The sequence below is a fragment of the Beijerinckia mobilis genome (assembly GCF_000745425.1).
GTDB classification, from domain to species: Bacteria; Pseudomonadota; Alphaproteobacteria; order Rhizobiales; family Beijerinckiaceae; genus Beijerinckia; species Beijerinckia mobilis.
This window is the reverse complement of record NZ_JQJH01000006.1, coordinates 126,847-143,742: the sequence shown is the minus strand read 5'-3', so window position 1 is coordinate 143,742 and position 16,896 is coordinate 126,847. Positions and strand designations below refer to the sequence as shown.

The following is a 16,896-nucleotide window of genomic DNA, read 5'->3' as shown; positions in this document are numbered from 1 at the left end:
TCGAGCCGAGGCTGCCGCAATCGACAGCCTCCAGATGCCCCCGTCTCCCGTCATGCTTTTTCCTGCGTGGCCTTTTTGGCCTCACCAGCGGAGTTTTTTCATGGAGCGTCCCCGTATTTTCGTTATTTTCAAGGAACAAGATATGCCCGCCTTGAATGCGCTCCTTGAAGGCAACAAGAACAACGAATTCGATTTCGATTACGACAAGAGCTTGCCGAGAACGCCGTTCCACAGCCCCGAGGCGGCCCCGCTCAAGGAAGAAATTACCGAACGCATCAAGGCGGCGACGCATCTTTTCTGCATTATCGGCAAGGACACCGGCAATAACGAGTGGATCAACTGGGAAGTGCAGACCGCTTCCGTCAAGGGCAAGAAGGTCATCGGGGCAAGGCTTCACATCAAGAACAAGAGCCCGGCGGCACTCCTCAATTTCGGATCGCTCACCGCCAAGGATTGTTCCTTCGATGCGCTGAAGGAAGCGGTCGAATTGTCCTATACGCGGTCTTTCTGATTATAGGGCCTTGCACATCAACTTGGTCGCCATGCGCGCTTGAGATGTGCGGCGCCTGAAAACTTTAGATCTGGTCAGATGACGCCTGTCGTGAAATCACAAGCGCAGGCTCTGGACTGAACGACAGTCTGGCCGAACCCGCCCGCGCTTGCTGCGCGGGCGCGCTGCTTTTATCAACCATGTTCCATTTCAACGGATAGAGGACCTCAATGTCTGCCGCCGCGCCGCTTTCCTTGCCCGAAGCACTCGCCTCGGCCAATGCCTGGCCTTTTGAGGAAGCGCGCAAGATCATCAAACGCATCGAGGTGACGGGGCAGAAGGAGGTTTTGTTCGAAACCGGCTACGGTCCCTCCGGCCTGCCGCATATTGGCACCTTCGGCGAGGTCGCCCGCACCACAATGGTGCGCCATGCCTTCCGGATCCTGACGGAAGACAGAATCAAGACGCGGCTCCTCGCCTTTTCCGATGATATGGATGGTCTGCGCAAGGTGCCGGACAATATTCCGAACAAGGAGCTCGTCGCCTCCGCGCTCGGCAAGCCGCTGACGCAGGTGCCGGATCCTTTCGGCACGCATCCGAGCTTCGGCGCGCATAATAATGCGCGGTTGCGGGCCTTTCTCGATTCCTTCGGTTTCGAATATGAATTCGCATCCTCGACGGAATATTATACGTCTGGCCGGTTCGATGCCGCGCTTCTGCACATGCTGGCGCATCTCGACGCCGTCATGACGATCATGCTGCCGACCTTCCGTGAGGAGCGGGCCGCCACTTATTCTCCCTTCCTGCCGATCCATCCGCGCACCGGCATTGTCATGCAGGTGCCGATCGAGAAGGCCGATGCGGGGGCAGGCACGATCGTCTGGCGCGATCCCGAAACCGGCGAGGCTTTCGAGACGCCGGTGACCGGCGGCCATTGCAAGCTGCAATGGAAACCCGACTGGGCGATGCGCTGGTATGCGCTCGGCGTCGATTATGAAATGGCCGGCAAGGATCTGATCGATTCCGTGAAATTGTCGGGCCGCATCGTACAGGCGCTCGGCGGCAAGCCGCCGGAGGGTTTCAATTACGAATTGTTCCTCGACGAGAAGGGCCAGAAAATCTCCAAGTCGAAGGGCAATGGCCTGACGATCGAGGAATGGCTGACTTATGCGAGTCCGGAGAGCCTGTCGCTTTTCATGTATCAGAAGCCGACGGCGGCCAAGCGTCTCTATTTTGACGTCATTCCGCGCACCGTCGATGATTATTTGAGCTTCCTCGACGCCTATCCGCGGCAGGCGTTCAAGGAACAGCTCGGCAATCCGGTCTGGCACATCCATTCGGGCGAGCCGCCAGCACCCGAGACATTGACGCATGATAATCAGGCGACGACGATCTCCTTCGGCATGTTGCTCAATCTCGCGGCCGTCGCCAATAGCGAGGATCCGGCGGTGCTTTGGGGCTTCCTGCGCCGCTACGCGCCCAATGTCTCGCCGCAAAATCATCCGCGCCTCGACAAGCTGGTTGGCTATGCGGTGCGCTATTTCCGTGATTTCGTGCGTCCGTCCAAAACCTATCGAGACCCCGACGCTGTCGAGACGGAAGCCCTGAAATCCGTGCTCGTCATGCTGGAAGGCTTGCCGCAGGATGCGAGCGCGGAGGTGATCCAGACGGCGCTTTACGATGTCGCTCGGGCCATCCCGCGCTATCAGGATTTGAAGGCGAAGGGCGCGACGCCGGAACGGCCGGGCGTTTCCAACGACTGGTTCTCCATGCTCTATGCGGTCCTGCTCGGCGAGGCGCGTGGTCCGCGTTTCGGTTCCTTCGTCGCGCTTTATGGTATCGCCGAGACGCGCGCCCTGATCGAAAAGGCGCTGCGCGGCGATCTTTCGCGCGAGCATGCCCTTTTCTTGCAAAGCCAGTAAGTTCGCGGCGCGGATGCCCTTTCGCGCCGCATTCTTGCAGGAGATCTGTCCATGGCTTTTCCAGAGCCGCTAGAAGCCGGCGCGGATTGGGCCGACGCCAAGGCTGTCGCCATTCTTCTGCATGGCCATGGGCAGACGCCCGAGACCATGCGCGACCTTGCCGCTGAAATCGCCTGTCCGCAGGTCCGCTATATTCTGCCGGGCGTTGAGGGTGGTTTGTGGTATCCGAAAAATCTGCTTGAGCCCTATGAGGACAACGAACCGGCGCTCAAGGCGGCGATCGCTCATTATCTGGCGATCATCGAGAGCCTGAAGGCACGCGGCGTCGAGCAGGATCGCATTGTGCCCGGCGGCTATGCGCAAGGCGCCTGCGTCACTGCTGAATTTCTGGTGCGCAATCCACGCTCTTATGGCGGCGCCATCCTGCTCACCGGCGGCCTGATCGATGTGGCGGCCATCGGCCGGAGGCCGGGTTCCGGGCTTCTGGCGGTGCCGGTCTATATTTCGGGCAGCGAAATGGATGCGATCATCCCCGTCGACCGCGTGCGCGGCGTGATCAAGACTTTGCAGGCGGGCGGCGCGCTCATCCGCTCGCATGTCTTCACCGATCGGGCGCATGAAATCAGCCCGGAGGAGATTTTCGAGGCGCGCAAGCTTTTGGAGGATGTCAAAAAGGCTGCCGAACCCTTATGACAAGCCTGATCAGAGGATGCATGAGGACAGTGGAATGGCGCTGATTTAAAAGATCGTTCCCAAGGATTTATGGCAGGCCTCCGAGGACAAGGGCCGCTTCGATGGCGCCCCCGCCGATATGGCCGATGGCTTCCTGCATTTTTCTTCCGCCGAACAGGTTGCCGAGACCGACGCGAAATATTTCAAGAACCAGGAGGATCTCATCCTCGTCGCGGTCGATACCGAACAGCTTGGGGAAAAGCTGCGCTGGGAGGCCTCGCGTGGCGGAGCCCTGTTTCCGCATCTTTACGGCTCCATGAAGCTCGATGCCGTGGTTTTTGCCAAACCCTTGCCGATCAAGGACGATGGCACGCATGATTTCACCGGGCTGCTCGACGCGCCATCCGGTGAAGCCGCCCCAAAACCATGAGCCACAAATGAACGTCGGCGCGATGCTTCAACGCCTGCTTTTCTGCCTCGATCCCGAACAGGCGCATCGCCTGGCGCTGTTCGCGCTTGCCCATCTGCCGGCGCCAAGCCACGGCAAGCCTGATGATCCCATGCTCAGGGTCGAGGCTTTCGGCCTCTCCTTCAGCAATCCGCTCGGGCTTGCCGCAGGCATGGACAAAAACGGCGAGGTGCCGCTTGCGGTGCTGCGACTGGGTTTCGGTTTTACCGAAATCGGCACCGTCACGCCGCTGCCGCAGCCGGGCAATCCGCGCCCGCGCCTGTTTCGCCTGACGAAGGATCAGGCGGTCATCAACCGCTTCGGTTTCAACAGCGAAGGCCATGCACGAGTGCATCGGCGCCTCGCGCCGGTCTTCGCGACGCCTGGACGCCGGGGAGTGATCGGCATCAATATCGGCGCCAATAAGGAGACGCTCGACCGCGCCGCCGATTACGTCAAGGGTATCCATGCCTTTGCCGATTGCGCCGATTATTTCACGATCAATATTTCCTCGCCGAATACGCCGGCTTTGCGGGATTTACAGCAGGCGATGGCGCTCGATGATCTGCTCGCCCGGGTGCTTGCCGCACGCGATGAGGAGGCAGAAAAACACGGCCGCCGTCCCGTGCTCGTCAAGATCGCGCCCGACCTCACCTTGAACGAACTTGACGAGATTGTCCAAGTTTCCAGACAGCGCAAAATCGACGGGCTGATCATCTCCAACACGACGCTCTCCCGGCCTGCCTCTCTGCGAGATAAAAGAGCGCATGAACAGGGCGGCCTTTCCGGCCATCCGCTGTTTAATTTTTCGACCCTCATGCTGGCGGAGACCTTTTTGCGTGTCGAGGGTCAGTTTCCGCTCATTGGTGTCGGCGGCATCGACAGTCCGGAACGGGCGCTTGCCAAGATTGAGGCGGGCGCGAGCCTCATCCAGCTCTATTCCGGCCTCGTCTATCAGGGGCCGGGCCTTGCGCGCCGCATCACCACTGCGCTGCCGGGCCTGTTGCGGGCTGCCGCCTATCCGACGCTCGCCTCTGCCGTCGGCGCGAAAGCCGAGGATTGGGCGGCCGGGAAACTGCGCGCGGATAATGTCCGGTAGCGCCAGGCAAGTGTCAGCCCGCGGCTGAGGAGAAAAACGAGCAGGGCGAGCCACAGCCCATTGTTGCCGAGACCGCGCAAGGCATAGAAACTGGCGAGATACAGCCCGAGTGCCATCAGCATCATATTGCGCATGTCTCGGCTCCAGGTGGCGCCGATGAAAATGCCATCCATCTCGAAGGCGAGACAGCCCGCAAGCGGCGTCAAAGCCGCATACATCAGATTGTCCCGCGCAGCATGACGGACAGGTTCATTCGTGCTGAGCATGTCAATGAACAATCCGCCGAATGTCATCACGCATACAAAGGCGACGACGGCGAAGAGAAAACACCAGAAGGATGTATAGGCAACGCTTTTGCGGAACCCGCGCGCATCCCCGGCGCCGAGTGATTGTCCCGCCATCTGTTCGGCGGCAGTGGCGAAGCCATCGAGGAAATAGGCGCTGGTCAGAAACAGGTTCATCAAAATCGCATTGGCGGCGAGGCGTACATCGCCCTGTTTCGCGCTTTGTGCGGTGAAGAAGCCGAAGGCGAACATCAAGGCCATGGTGCGGATCATAATATCGGCATTGAGCCGGAACAGGCTCAAAAGCTTGTCCTTCGCCAGCAGCATTTCCGGCGGGATGCCACGCAACGCCAGGCTTTGGCCGCGCAGCAACAGGAACAGGCCAAGCATCGCGCCGGAAAATTCGGCGATTAATGTTCCGAGCCCTGAGCCCTCGATCCCCATGCCGAGCCCGTGCACGAAGGCGACGTTCAGGATTATATTGAGAAGATTGATGAAGACCTGGACCGAAAGGGCGATATCGGTGCGCCCGCGTCCGGTAAAGGCGCCGACCGCCGCATAATTGATGAAGACGAAGGGTGCGGAAAAAATCCGGATGTCGAAATAGGCGCGCGCGCTTTGGGTCACCTCCACACTCGCGCCAAGCAGCGAGAAGCCGATGGTGGCAATCGGCTGTTGCAGCAGGATCAGCAGAAGGCCGAGGGCGCAGGCCGTGAGCAGTGCCCGCAACAAGGTGGCGTGCTGCTCCTGTGTATCGCCACGCCCGAGTGACTGCGCCGTCAGCGCCGCCGTACCCATGCGCAAGAAGCTGAAGATCCAGAAAGCGAAATCGAACAGCACGGCGGCTGTGGCAATGGCGCCGAGCAGCGCCGCCTGGCCGAGCCGGCCGATCACCATCGTATCGACAATGCCGAGCAGCGGTGTCGAGAGATGCGCAAGCGTCATCGGCAGGGCAAGCCGCACGACCGCCCAATGCGAGACGGCAACCTTGTGCCTATGCGCTCCGGCGTGTTCTGGGGCGTGCTCTACGGCGACTGGCGCCGGTTCAGCGGTCATCGCCGCGCATCGTCAGAAGCCGGATCACGAGCCAGAGCGGCACCACGATGATGGCACCCGCAAGAATATAATCGCCCATCGCTTGAATGGCGCCGAACCCCATCGACCAGAGCATATCGACGAGATGCAGAGCCGAACGCCAGACCTCGGCGGGGCGAATATCCGCCCACATGAGAAAGGCGCCGACGAGAAGCGAGAGGACGAGCAGACGAAAGAAGACGCCAATGGGCGAGCCGCCAAGAAAACGCGTGATCGGCGTCGAAGGCTGCGGCTGCCCGGCGGCGCTCTGGCCGGTCTGCCAATGCGGCGGGACGGAATTGGGAGAAGGTGTGGTCATGGGCTTAGGGGGAATTGCTCGATTGGCCGGCACAATAGACGATCGGGCGGTGCATGGCCAATGGGGTAGGGGTGAGTTTTGCTGAGGAGACGTTGAGGCGGAGAAGTGTGGGGTTTTTTAGGCGGGCGCTGTGCTTATTGGATGCATGATCTTGGACGGATGCAGCTCGACTGCCGCTCTCGGTCCATAAGTGAACTGCTAGGCGCATTGCTCAGCGACCGCTTCGCGCCATCTCAGTCATTCGCCATCAAGTTCGCCGTGCCTGAAAGCCTCCGTTGGTTCATGTCCGACTTATCTAGGGCGCAACATCGGCATCAGGGAGATTACCTGCCTAACTGCATTTGGCGACACTTTGGCAGAAGTCGGAGCTTGCAGTACGGTCCACGAGTCAGGCAAGCAGCCAAGATCGTCGTGCCGCCAGCGCTAGACAGGGAAAATTATTAGCTGCAAACAGACGCGAGACTGACGGCTGTGACGTCGGTACCCGCTATGCACAAAAAGGGCAGGAATTGGTTGCCGTTAACAAAGATCACTTTTTTCGTGCCGCGCTAGAGATCGGTCATAGTGGCGACAACGACACATTGCCTTATGACGTGGACGCGGCCTTTATCAAGGACAAGGCCGCCGATCTTGCAGCGATTTGCTTGGCCCTGTTCCAGGGCGTCGAGACGGGCGCCGTAGGGAAACCGGTAACCTTCATGAACGGGCTCGCGATCGTAACGGAACGCCTGCTCGTTCCGTCCGGACCGTATGGCTTCCGTATCACCACCAAGATCCACCCATTCTGGAACCTTTATCTGAATGGCTTGGGCCTAGCCATCGCGGAGGCGAATGAGGGGCAGCGAAGCGCCCGCGCGCACTCGTATAGGCTCGCCCCACAAGGACCGAGCTTCTTCGACCGAACCAGATCGTGGCGCGCCTATAAGTGTGCGACGTTGGATGAGCCTGATCTGAGTGAGGAGCGCGCTGTTGTTATCCAGACTGATGTCGCGAGCTTCTATGAGCACATTTACCACCATCGGCTCGAAAATGTCGTTGAAGACCTCGCGCCGAGGTCGACCCTGGCGATGCAGATCGATCGCATCCTGAGCAAGCTTGCGGCAGGCCGTTCCTTCGGTCTCCCAGTCGGGGGGCAATGCGCGCGCATTCTGGCCGAGGTGATGATGACGCCGATCGACCGGTCGCTGACCGATGCCGGGCTTATCTGGCACCGCTACGTCGACGACTATACCTTGATCTCCCGTTCGCAGCAGGACGCCTACAAAGCGCTCTCGGAATTATCGCATTCGTTGGCCGACTATGGCCTGTCGCTCAATCGTAGCAAGACGACCATCCTGAGCGCTAAACACTATAGAGACTTCGTTTCAGCGCAGTTGGGAGAGGGCGAGGATTCGAGCCTAGCTTTGCGGGAGCTTGACCTGCATTTTGACCCATACTCGGACAATGCGAGCGCCGAATATGAAAAGCTAAAACATTCGTTCGAGAAGATCGACATCTCCTTTCTGCTCGATCTCGAGCGGGCGAAATCGCAGCCCGACGCCTTCGTGCTCGCGCAGATCGGTCGTGCGCTCAAGTTTCAGGAGCCGTCTGTCGCGGTCGATCTGTGCGCGACCCTCCTCGACCCGAACAATCTGAACTCGTTCCGTGCCTCCTGGTCGAAAATCATGCGCGGAGTATATGCCGTCCGGTCAAACGACCAGTTCACATCGATTTTCGACGCGATCGACACTTTGCTTGATCGGATCCCGGCAGCGGGCAGTCATCTGCTCGTTCCCGAAGCCAATATGCTGCATTTCCTGCGCGCGATTCGGTTCGTTCGGACGGATTTTCGTGGTACTTTCGTCCGTCGGACCTACGATGCGACGAGATCAGCTTCGGTCCGGCGCGCTTGCATCGACTGCTGGAGGCATTGGGCCGACCGGCCGAACTTCACCCGCTTGCGCAACCAGTGGCAAAACCTTGGTGCCGGCGAGCAACGGATGCTTTGGTTGGCCGCAGGCGCGTTCGGCGACGAAGGCTTGAAGTCAAGGGACCAACTGCGTGGTTCGCTTGCGCAGGCTTGGCAATTGGGGATTGAGACCGGTGCGCCGGGCAGCTTTGCGGCTTGCTACGAAGATTGGGTCAAGCATGCCGTTTAGCCGACTACCGGCCCGTGATCCGAGGACCGTTGCGCGCGACATTCCCGGTGTTCTCGACATTCTCTTCCCGCGACTGACCGGCGGCCTTGTCAACGCACTGAACGCGGAGATGTTCTCCTTCACCGGTATCAGCCCGATTCCGAGCGAGATAGTCGACAAAAGCCGGCTGCTGAAGGCGATGATATTCGAACTCTCGATGGCACGCGCCGAAAGCGAGATTCGAGGCGGGGCGGTGGCGTCGTGGGATGAATGCTTGGCGGTGGCATCGAAGCGCCAGCGTCGCCATTTCGATGCGCGCATTCCGGAAAAGCTCGAGCCGAGCGATATCCTAGTCGCTGACTATGCCGCCCGCAATTTGGTGGCGATGCTAAATAGCGTCCAGAGTCAGCGGCCATCTGCGATCTTGGAGCATGCTCCCCTCATTCCCGGACTTGGCTGGGTGGCATCTGGTAGCGGGGATTTCGCGATTGGTTCGACGCTCATCGAGGTCAAGCACACCGAGCGCAACTTCGGCGCGGGCGACTTCCGTCAGGTGCTGATGTACGGGCTCCTGCGCTATGCGCATTCTATTGAGAATGACAGCGAGGTGTGGTCGGATGTTCTGTTACTGAACCCGCGGCGTAACGCAGCACTCCTGATAAATTATGATCATGTGTTCCGGTCGGCGTCCGCATCGTCGAACCGGGTCGAGCTCGTTGAGTTGCTGCGGTCTGCGGTCGGGCAAGAGTTCGATCGGCGCTAAAAGCTGCGGCTGCGCCGGAGCCGAACTTTTCGACGCCACAGATCTAAAGACAAGTTATCGAGGCCGTCAGCATGGGCCGTGGAGGGCCGGCGGTTCGAATGTCTCCTTCGGTGAGTTCCGATGTCACAAGCCGCCCGTCCGCTTTCGGCCCACTTGAGAAATCTAAGGACTGATCATTCGAAGTCGACAAGTGCCGCATAACTCTCTCGACCCATCAACAACCTTTCCAACGCCTCGATCCGGTCCGCCTCGGCGGCGGGTTTGTCCCAGCGGATGCGGCTGATGCGCGGGAAGCGCATGGCGAGGCCGGATTTGTGGCGGCTGGTTCTGTTGAGACCCTCGAAGGTGATTTCGAGCACGGGGCCTTTGACTGTGCCTTCCTTATCGGTGAAGCCGAAATAGGCCTTGCCGACGAGCACCGGTTGCGCCTCGCTGTCTCTCGCCTGCGGATGGCCGCGCCAGACCCCGAAAGTATAATCGGAATAGAGTGAGGAGCGTTTGCCATGGCCGCGTCGCGCATACATGAGCACGGCGTCGATGGTGAAGGGATCGCGTTTCCATTTGTACCAGAGATCCTTTGGGCGGCCCTGCACATAGATCGATTGCGCTTGTTTCAGTATCTTAAACTTATAGCCACTTCGTACGCTACTCTGAGCCAGCGGAACGTAAGTTCAACCCGCCCACATTTTCCTTTCTATAGAAAAGAAAATATACTATTCTTTCTTTAGTTGGGAGGCGGGATCAATGACAAACCGGCAGCTTCACAAGGCTAGCCCCCCCGCAGAAGGGCCAGTTCTCGCGAAAGCGGTGCTGCGGGCCGCCGAGCACCTTGGTCTGACGGCCAGGGTCCTGGGCGCTATTGTCGGCTTGTCCGAGCCTACGGTGTCGCGCTTGAAAAAGGGTGAGTTTGATCTGGAGCGTGGGACGAAGCCATTCGAACTGGCCGTCCTCTTGGTGCGGCTTTACCGTTCGCTTGATGCGATCGTCGGTGGGGATGATACCGTCGCCAAAGCTTGGCTGCGTAACGACAACATTGCGCTGGGTGGGAAACCGATAGATAAAATTCAAACCGTGTCGGGAATCGTCGATGCCATCGCTTATCTGGATGCCCGGCGCGCTATCGTCTGAGGCGCGGGTCTATCAGGGGCGATGCTGGCGGCTTGTCGAGGCCCAGTATCGCGTATCGACGCTTAAGCTCGTCGATACGCTCGAGGAGCAAACCCTTCTTGAGGAACTGATCGAGGAAACAAAGCCCGCCCTCCCGCCTGAATGTCGGCATCTTGATTATCTCTTTTCAACACCATTCCGATATGGAGCACTCTATCCGCATGGATCGCGTTTTCGCCGTGCCGGGCGGACTCCCGGGGTCTATTATGCTGCTGAAGAGGTCCACACGGCTGTAGCCGAAATGGCTTTCTACCGTTTGCTATTTTTCGCGGAAACGCCGCGTACTCCCTGGCCGTCGGATCCCGGCGAATATATGGCCTTTGCCGCTTCGGTAAGGACTGAACGAGCGATGGATCTTACCGTCGCACCATTCGAACAAGAGCGCGGACGCTGGACCGACCTCACGGATTATACGGCAACACAAAGTCTCGCGGAGGCCGCGCGCTCAGCCTCCATCGACATCATCCGCTACCATTCGGTTCGTGATGTGCCGACGGGTTTCAATCTGGCCCTTCTCACTTGCCGGGTCTTTGCTCTGCCCCGGCCTATTGAGCGACAGACCTGGCGTATCCGCTTGAGCGCATCGGGCATCCAGGCCATCTGCGAATTCCCGGAGATGCGCATCGGCTTCGATCAAGACGCTTTCGCGGCAGATCCCCGGATTGCGACTTTCAACTGGGACCGTTAGCCATGTCATTCCGCGAAGATATGAAACATGACGGGCTGTCACTTATTGATAGAATACAATTACAAGGCATCTCAAGGCATTGCGTCTCATTGATTACACCTTGTTGTGATCAATGAAATCCGGATAACACACCCTTAACCCACCTTTCCCCTCAACAACCCTTCCAACGCCTCGATCCGGTCCGCTTCGGCGGCGGGCTTGTCCCAGCGGATGCGGCTGATGCGCGGGAAGCGCATGGCGAGGCCGGATTTGTGGCGGCTTGATCTATTGAGGCCCTCGAAGGCGATTTCGAGCACGAGGCCTTTGACTGCGCCTTCCTCATCTCTGCCATGGTCGATGACACGGACCGGGCCGTAGCGGTTCACTGTATGCGCGCGGACATAATGATCGAGCTGGCGTAATTCCTCATCGGTGAAGCCGAAATAGGCCTTGCCGACGGGCACAAGCTGCGCCTCGCCCTCTCTTGCCTGCGGATCACCGCGCCAGACCCCGAAAGTATAATCGGAATAGAGCGAGGAGCGTTTGCCGTGGCCGCGTTGCGCATACATGAGCACGGCGTCGATGGTGAAGGGATCGCGTTTCCATTTGTACCAGAGGCCTTTGGGGCGGCCCGGTACATAGATCGATTGCTCCTGTTTCAGCATCACGCCTTCAATCGCCTCGGCGTCCTCGCCCGCGCCATGGCTTGCGGGATTGGCGCGGGCAGCAGCGAGATCCTCGAAAGTGGTGAAGGGAATTTCCGGCGAGAGGTCGAGACGGTCGGATTGCGCTTTGGAGACAAAAGTTTCGAGCCGGGTACGGCGTTCCTGAAAGGGGAGGGGGCGCAGATCCTCGCCCGCTTCGGACAGAAGATCATAGGCGCGGATATGGGCGGGAAAATCAATGAGCAGTTTCGCGCTCACCACTTTGCGGTTGAGCCTTTGTTGCAGGACGGAAAAGGGCTGAACGCGGCCTGCCCGCAGGATCAATAATTCGCCATCGAGGGCGAAACGGTCGCAGGGAATGAGATCGAGCGCGGCGCAGAGATCGGGGAATGTATGGGCGATTTCCTCGCCCGTGCGTGTATAGAGCCGCGTAACCCGCGCGCCATGATCATCCTGGCCGATGACGACTTGTATGCGTATACCATCCCATTTCCATTCGGCGCGGAAATCCTCCGGCTTCAAAACCGTGAAATCCTGACCCTCGATCGCATGGGCCAGCATGGCGGGATGAAACGGGGCGGGATCCTTCGCATCCGGCCGGCCCTCGCGGCCTTCGAGCCAGGCGAAGAGATCGAGATAGGGAGGGGCAAGCCCATGCCAGACGGTTTCGATTTCATCGACCTGCCTGCCGCCGTAATCGGCGAGCGCGGTCTTGGCGAGCCGTGCCGAGACGCCAATGCGCAAAGCGCCGGTGACGAGTTTCAACAAAGCCCAGCGGCCGGTCTCGTCGAGCGCATCGAGCCAGGCGGCGATCCGCCCCGGCAGATCGAGCTTGCCGCCGGAAAGACCGTGGATGACTTCCGACAGCAAAAGTGGTGGATGGTTGGAGCCGGGCCGTGTGTCGGAAGGTGGCGCGGGCCAGAGCAGAGCGATGGTTTCGGAAAGATCGCCGACGAAATCATAGGAGAGATCGAATAGGACCGGATCGACGCGTGTGGCGATCAAAGCCCGCAACAGGCCGGGTTTGGCCTGTTTGAACTGCAAAGCGCCGGTGAGTGCCGCCAAAGCATAGCCGCGTTCGGGGTCCGGCACATGGGCGAAGAAATCACACAGGATGCGTAATTTGGCGTTGCGCCCGTGTTCGTAGCTCAGCCGGTCGAGCAGAAGGGTGAAATCCTTCACGCCGAACCATCTCCAGATGGCTCGGAGGTGGAGTCCTCCTTCTCCTCGTCGCCATAGCCCAGAAGATGCAGAGGTTCGGCGGAAAGGCCGCGGCCTCGCGCCCAATGCACGAGGGCTTCGGCCTCGCCATGGGTCACCAGCACTTGCTCGCAGCCTGTTTCGCTGATCGTCGTCAGAAGCCCATCCCAATCGGCGTGGTCGGAAATGACGAGCGGCAGTTCGACGCCGCGCTGGCGCGCGAAGGCGCGGATGCGCATCCAGCCGGAGGCGAAGGACAGAACGGGATCATCGAATTTGCGCGCCCAGGGATCGCCGAGCGCCGAGGGCGGGCAGAGGATGATTGCGCCTTTCGTCTCCTTGCGGCGGGCGGGATCGAGTTTTTCGATTCTGCCGAAGTCGAGCCCTGTCTGTTCGTAGAAGCTTGTGAGTTTTTCCACCGCGCCATGCAGGAAGATGGGCGCGGCATGGCCTGCCTCGCGCAGAAGCGCGAGACAGCGTTGCGCCTTGCCGAGCGCATAGGCGCCAAGAAGATGCGGCCGCTCCGGAAACAGATGCAGCGAGGCGAGCAGCCTTTCGATCTCGCCCATGCTGTTTCTGTGGTGAAACACCGGCAGGCCGAAGGTCGCCTCAGTGATGAAGGTGTGGCAGCGGATGGGTTCAAAGGCAGGGCAGGTGGGGTCGCGCTCGCGCTTATAATCGCCGGACACCACGAGAATGAACCCATCCTTCTCGAGTCGGATCTGCGCCGAGCCGAGAACGTGGCCGGCTGGGTGAAAACTGATTTGTACCCCACCGAGATCGAGCGTCTCGCCATAGGCGAGGGCCTGAGTGGCCCCGGCATGATCGGCGCCATGGCGCAGGGCCATGAGGCCGAGGGTTTCAGCCGTTGCTAGCACCTTGCCGTGGCCGCGCCTTGCATGATCGGAATGCGCATGAGTGATGAGGGCGCGCGCCACGGCACGGGTCGGATCGATGTGAAAATCGCCGAGCGCGCAATAAAGGCCAGCCGGAGTTGTGGCGAGGAGATCGGAAGCCCGCATGGGCGGCTGCCTCTCCCGATGAGGTGAGGAAAGGGTAAGGAGGGAGAATGTTGTGAAAATAATGGATCGGCAGCACCTTTCAAGCAGCCCGAAGGGGGCGGCGGTTTCCCCGTGCCCGGCTCGATCCAGCAATGTGTTTTGAGGGAAATGAACTCACACCAAAGACCTTTGCAAAAGAGGCTTTTCTGTTTTGCAAAGATCTGTTGCGGATATGGCGGGTTTTACTCGGCGCAGACCAGACCGCGTGTCACATAAATGCGGCCATCGGGGCCGGTGACTTGCGAGATGGTGACGCAATCTTCCTCATTGCCGTGACCCGCGCGCGACAGGCGCAAAGACGGACCTTCACCGAGCGGCGCATAGCGACTGGCCACCTTGGCGACGCTGCGGCCGGTAATGAGCTTGGGCTCCGAGGCGGCGGGCGCTTCTTGCGAGAAGGCAATTCTTTGCAGAATCTGCGGGAGATGCGCGACATCGATGGCGGGGATTGGAAGGACCGGCACCGGAGCCGCGACGACGGCCGCCCCCAGGCAGGCGAGAGAAATACCGGCCATCGTCACGGTAAGGAATTTTCGTCCCAAAGACTCTCGTTTTCTGATCATCGTCTTCCCTCTGAAATCGTCATGCGAAGGCACAATTTCCGGATTTCCGTGGTTTTTCGCGCGAGGGGGGCGCTGTTGCGACTACGCAACAGACAAACTCTAAAATGGTTTTGATGAAAAAGAGTTTCAGCACCCCACAGATAAAAAGCCTGTGAGGTAACTTTTTAGAAAGGATTCATCCGACTGGCCATTCATCTGGCCATTCATGCGGCTTGTGCCTGCAGCCTCCGACTCTGGCTTTCCGCGTCGCGCTGAAGACGTGGTGATGCATCCCATCCAGAAAACAAAAAGCCCGTCACGCGTTCCGGCCTACCGGGCGCATGACGGGCTTGTGATGCTGATTGGCGCTCCGATGTCGCGGAGCCGATGCAAGGCAGGTGGCGAGAGTCTTTCGGCTCAAGCCTTTGGATGCTCTCGATGCGATCAGCGGCAGACGCTGACCGTGCGATAGCCGATCATATAGCCTGCGGTATTGTAGACAGGTTGACGCTGCGGATAGCAGCCGCCATAGCCACCATAACCGTAATAGGCGTTGGATTGCGCGGCCGCCGCGCCGATGGCTGTGCCGAGGGCCAGACCACCGATGGCGCCTGCCGCTACCGGAGCCCCCCAGCCGCCATACCAGCCGCCGTCATGCCAGGCTACGCCGCCACCATGCCACCCGCCGCCGCCATGCCACCCTCCACCGCCGCCACGCCAAGCGACGCCGCCGCCATGCCAGCCCCCCCGCTGGGCTGCGGCAGGCGCGGCATCGATCAGGGAGACGCTTGCCACCCCAAGAGCCAGCATCAACGCCGTCGCGCCACGTGCAGCAATTTTCCTGAGAGAGGGTTTGAGAAAGGGGGGTGAATTGGTAAGCATGATCGTCCTTTCGAGCATGGCGCCTCCCGTCGAAACGGGCCGGGCGGGACCGGAAAGGATGCCGCCGGGGCGCATATCTCTATTGTCTCAAGATAGGGATTCGACGCTGAATTTGGTGTGAATGATTCCGTAATCAATTGAAGCGATACGAATGGATGCCGGATAGTCCCCGGGAATAACGCCAAAATGACGCTGAGGATTAAGCGTTGCGACTATCCTGAAGATATTCGGAAGAAAGATTTACAGAGAGTTTGAAACGCGCGCTGTATCTTTTCCGTTCGCAATGGCTCCAGGATCTTGTGGGCGTTTTGATCCTGACGCGCCAGAGAGAGCCAGAGAGAGAATGTGACGAAAGCGCGTGATGGTATTTCATTCGTTTCAAGAGGCAATGAATGGCCTTGCTGAAAGCCCAGCGGTCTAGCGGGGATTATCTTGCGGATCGCCGCTTCGCCTATGCGCAAGCCGCCGCCGCTGACAATGATCTTGATGCCGCACGTGATCTCGTCCTGCAGACGTTGGAACTCGCGGAGACTTTTGCACCTGCCTGGTTTCTGCTGGGTGAAATCTATGAGCGGTGCGATGATCGCGCGCATGCCATTGAGGCTTATACGCGCGTGCTTGCCTGTGATCCCTCCGATGAACTCGGCGCTGCACTGCACCTCGGCCGGCTCGGCGTGCCGCCGCCGGCTGCGGCCTCACCGCGATTCGTCGCCAGCCTTTTCGATCATTATGCAGATACCTTTGATACGCATCTCACGCAGCAATTGAACTATCGCGGTCCCTTGCTCCTGCGGCGGGCTTGGGAAAGGTTAAGCAAGGAACGATCGGGCGGCAGCATGGCCGGACGGGTGCTCGATCTCGGCTGCGGCACCGGTCTCGCAGGCCTTGCCTTCAGGGATTTCGCGCTGTCTCTTGCCGGCGTCGATCTTTCCCCGCGCATGGTCGAGGCCGCGCGGGAAAAAGGGATTTACGATCGTCTAGCCGTCGCCGCACTCGAGGATTTTCTGGCTGCCGAACCGGAAGCGCAAGCCGATTTGATCATCGCGGCGGATGTCTTTGTCTATATTGGTGATCTCGCACCGGTTTTCCGTGCTGCCCGGCGGGCCCTCAAAACGGGTGGCACCCTTCTCTTCACCGTGCAGGCGGCGCAAGGGAGTTTTCAAGCGGATATTCAAGCAGTTTCTCAGGGTGCGCCTTATGAAATTGGGTCCGATCTGCGTTTTTCCCACGCCGAATCCTACCTGCGTGAGGTGATCGCGGCCACGGGTTTGACCCTCGCGCTGAAAGAGGATGTCGCGACTCGGGAGGATGCCGGGCGCCCCATGCCAGGGTATCTGATGGCGGTGCGGGCGTGAGGCGTGCGTGCGTGATCTCGCTTCTTTTTGAAGGCTGGAGGCGGCGGCGCGGTAACGTCCTGCTTCAATCGTCGTGCACCGCCTGATATTCCAATGGTCTTTCCAATGCCTATATGAGGCACGGATCCACCGAAAGGTCATTTTGCGGAACAGTCGGCAAACTGGCCGT

General features: G+C 59.6%; 16 protein-coding genes and 1 pseudogene. 10 read left to right on the top strand and 7 right to left on the bottom strand.

Annotated elements, in window-relative coordinates; translation table 11 throughout:
* Nucleotides 1–100 precede the first annotated feature (100 nt).
* The 5 genes from DL88_RS08325 (at nt 101) to DL88_RS08305 (ending at nt 4,631) form a co-directional block, all read left to right on the top strand.
* The gene (locus tag DL88_RS08325; protein WP_034994577.1) at nt 101–511 is read left to right on the top strand and encodes a TIR domain-containing protein; all 411 of its coding nucleotides are present in this window, start codon (nt 101–103) and stop codon (nt 509–511) included.
* 209 nt (nt 512–720) lie between these two features.
* Entirely contained in the window at nt 721–2,412 is a 1,692-nt protein-coding gene (locus tag DL88_RS08320) for a lysine--tRNA ligase (RefSeq protein ID WP_034994576.1), read from the top strand.
* Nucleotides 2,413–2,463: 51 nt separating this feature from the next.
* Nucleotides 2,464–3,105 carry an alpha/beta hydrolase gene (locus DL88_RS08315; RefSeq protein ID WP_034994574.1) on the top strand — a complete coding sequence of 214 codons (642 nt, stop codon included), beginning with the start codon at nt 2,464–2,466 and terminating at the stop codon, nt 3,103–3,105.
* A gap of 52 nt (nt 3,106–3,157) precedes the next feature.
* Nucleotides 3,158–3,514 carry a DUF952 domain-containing protein gene (locus DL88_RS08310; RefSeq protein WP_245270711.1) on the top strand — a complete coding sequence of 119 codons (357 nt, stop codon included), beginning with the start codon at nt 3,158–3,160 and terminating at the stop codon, nt 3,512–3,514.
* A 7-nt stretch (nt 3,515–3,521) separates the two neighbouring features.
* Nucleotides 3,522–4,631 (top strand): quinone-dependent dihydroorotate dehydrogenase, encoded by a 1,110-nt coding sequence (locus DL88_RS08305; protein ID WP_156971002.1) that lies wholly within the window; start codon nt 3,522–3,524, stop codon nt 4,629–4,631.
* On the opposite strand, the gene DL88_RS08300 is transcribed toward DL88_RS08305, so the two are convergent.
* Complete coding sequence (locus DL88_RS08300) at nt 4,550–5,971, bottom strand: MATE family efflux transporter (protein ID WP_084705059.1); 1,422 nt, start codon at nt 5,969–5,971, stop codon at nt 4,550–4,552. The two genes, DL88_RS08305 and DL88_RS08300, sit on opposite strands and share 82 nt — an antisense overlap.
* The gene (locus DL88_RS08295) at nt 5,961–6,308 is read right to left on the bottom strand and encodes a DUF6460 domain-containing protein (protein ID WP_051955750.1); all 348 of its coding nucleotides are present in this window, start codon (nt 6,306–6,308) and stop codon (nt 5,961–5,963) included. The genes DL88_RS08300 and DL88_RS08295 overlap by 11 nt, the downstream gene beginning before the upstream one ends.
* Before the next feature lie 341 nt (nt 6,309–6,649).
* Here DL88_RS08295 and DL88_RS08290 point away from each other — a divergent pair, with 341 nt between their 5' ends.
* Together DL88_RS08290 and DL88_RS08285 are read left to right on the top strand one after the other, a co-directional pair.
* Nucleotides 6,650–8,446 carry an RNA-directed DNA polymerase gene (locus DL88_RS08290; protein WP_245270702.1) on the top strand — a complete coding sequence of 599 codons (1,797 nt, stop codon included), beginning with the start codon at nt 6,650–6,652 and terminating at the stop codon, nt 8,444–8,446.
* Nucleotides 8,436–9,188: a hypothetical protein gene (locus DL88_RS08285; protein ID WP_034994571.1), complete on the top strand. Its 753-nt coding sequence runs from the start codon at nt 8,436–8,438 to the stop codon at nt 9,186–9,188. The genes DL88_RS08290 and DL88_RS08285 overlap by 11 nt, the downstream gene beginning before the upstream one ends.
* A 173-nt stretch (nt 9,189–9,361) precedes the next feature.
* On the opposite strand, the pseudogene DL88_RS08280 reads toward DL88_RS08285, so the two are convergent.
* Nucleotides 9,362–9,808 (bottom strand): annotated as a pseudogene (locus DL88_RS08280) (ATP-dependent DNA ligase); the annotation flags it as partial.
* A gap of 124 nt (nt 9,809–9,932) precedes the next feature.
* On the opposite strand from DL88_RS08280, the gene DL88_RS08275 reads away from it, so the two are divergent.
* Nucleotides 9,933–10,316: an antitoxin Xre-like helix-turn-helix domain-containing protein gene (locus DL88_RS08275; protein ID WP_034994564.1), complete on the top strand. Its 384-nt coding sequence runs from the start codon at nt 9,933–9,935 to the stop codon at nt 10,314–10,316.
* On the top strand, nt 10,276–11,043 hold the full coding sequence (locus DL88_RS08270; protein ID WP_034994562.1) for an RES family NAD+ phosphorylase: 768 nt from the start codon (nt 10,276–10,278) through the stop codon (nt 11,041–11,043). The genes DL88_RS08275 and DL88_RS08270 overlap by 41 nt, the downstream gene beginning before the upstream one ends.
* Nucleotides 11,044–11,177: 134 nt before the next feature.
* Here DL88_RS08270 and DL88_RS08265 read toward each other — a convergent pair whose 3' ends face one another.
* From DL88_RS08265 to DL88_RS08250, 4 genes are all read right to left on the bottom strand, one after another.
* Nucleotides 11,178–12,869: a cisplatin damage response ATP-dependent DNA ligase gene (locus DL88_RS08265; RefSeq protein WP_034994560.1), complete on the bottom strand. Its 1,692-nt coding sequence runs from the start codon at nt 12,867–12,869 to the stop codon at nt 11,178–11,180.
* Nucleotides 12,866–13,909, bottom strand: a complete 1,044-nt coding sequence (locus DL88_RS08260) for a ligase-associated DNA damage response exonuclease (protein ID WP_034994559.1) — start codon at nt 13,907–13,909, stop codon at nt 12,866–12,868. Before DL88_RS08260 ends, DL88_RS08265 begins: the two co-directional genes overlap by 4 nt.
* Before the next feature lie 221 nt (nt 13,910–14,130).
* Nucleotides 14,131–14,490 (bottom strand): hypothetical protein, encoded by a 360-nt coding sequence (locus DL88_RS08255; protein ID WP_245270700.1) that lies wholly within the window; start codon nt 14,488–14,490, stop codon nt 14,131–14,133.
* Between the two features lie 444 nt (nt 14,491–14,934).
* Nucleotides 14,935–15,390, bottom strand: coding sequence for a hypothetical protein (locus DL88_RS08250; RefSeq protein WP_305953015.1), 456 nt, complete (start codon nt 15,388–15,390; stop codon nt 14,935–14,937).
* Between the two features lie 374 nt (nt 15,391–15,764).
* On the opposite strand from DL88_RS08250, the gene DL88_RS08245 reads away from it, so the two are divergent.
* Nucleotides 15,765–16,727: a class I SAM-dependent methyltransferase gene (locus DL88_RS08245; RefSeq protein ID WP_034994557.1), complete on the top strand. Its 963-nt coding sequence runs from the start codon at nt 15,765–15,767 to the stop codon at nt 16,725–16,727.
* Nucleotides 16,728–16,896 lie beyond the last annotated feature (169 nt).

Coding starts and splice junctions, on each gene's coding strand:
- DL88_RS08325 (WP_034994577.1), top strand. CDS start 101: ATGGAGCGTCCCCGTATTTTCGTTATTTTCAAGGAACAAGATATGCCC.
- DL88_RS08320 (WP_034994576.1), top strand. CDS start 721: ATGTCTGCCGCCGCGCCGCTTTCCTTGCCCGAAGCACTCGCCTCGGCC.
- DL88_RS08315 (WP_034994574.1), top strand. CDS start 2,464: ATGGCTTTTCCAGAGCCGCTAGAAGCCGGCGCGGATTGGGCCGACGCC.
- DL88_RS08305 (WP_156971002.1), top strand. CDS start 3,522: ATGAACGTCGGCGCGATGCTTCAACGCCTGCTTTTCTGCCTCGATCCC.
- DL88_RS08300 (WP_084705059.1), bottom strand. CDS start 5,971: ATGACCGCTGAACCGGCGCCAGTCGCCGTAGAGCACGCCCCAGAACAC.
- DL88_RS08295 (WP_051955750.1), bottom strand. CDS start 6,308: ATGACCACACCTTCTCCCAATTCCGTCCCGCCGCATTGGCAGACCGGC.
- DL88_RS08285 (WP_034994571.1), top strand. CDS start 8,436: ATGCCGTTTAGCCGACTACCGGCCCGTGATCCGAGGACCGTTGCGCGC.
- DL88_RS08275 (WP_034994564.1), top strand. CDS start 9,933: ATGACAAACCGGCAGCTTCACAAGGCTAGCCCCCCCGCAGAAGGGCCA.
- DL88_RS08270 (WP_034994562.1), top strand. CDS start 10,276: ATGCCATCGCTTATCTGGATGCCCGGCGCGCTATCGTCTGAGGCGCGG.
- DL88_RS08260 (WP_034994559.1), bottom strand. CDS start 13,909: ATGCGGGCTTCCGATCTCCTCGCCACAACTCCGGCTGGCCTTTATTGC.
- DL88_RS08250 (WP_305953015.1), bottom strand. CDS start 15,390: ATGCTCGAAAGGACGATCATGCTTACCAATTCACCCCCCTTTCTCAAA.
- DL88_RS08245 (WP_034994557.1), top strand. CDS start 15,765: ATGGCCTTGCTGAAAGCCCAGCGGTCTAGCGGGGATTATCTTGCGGAT.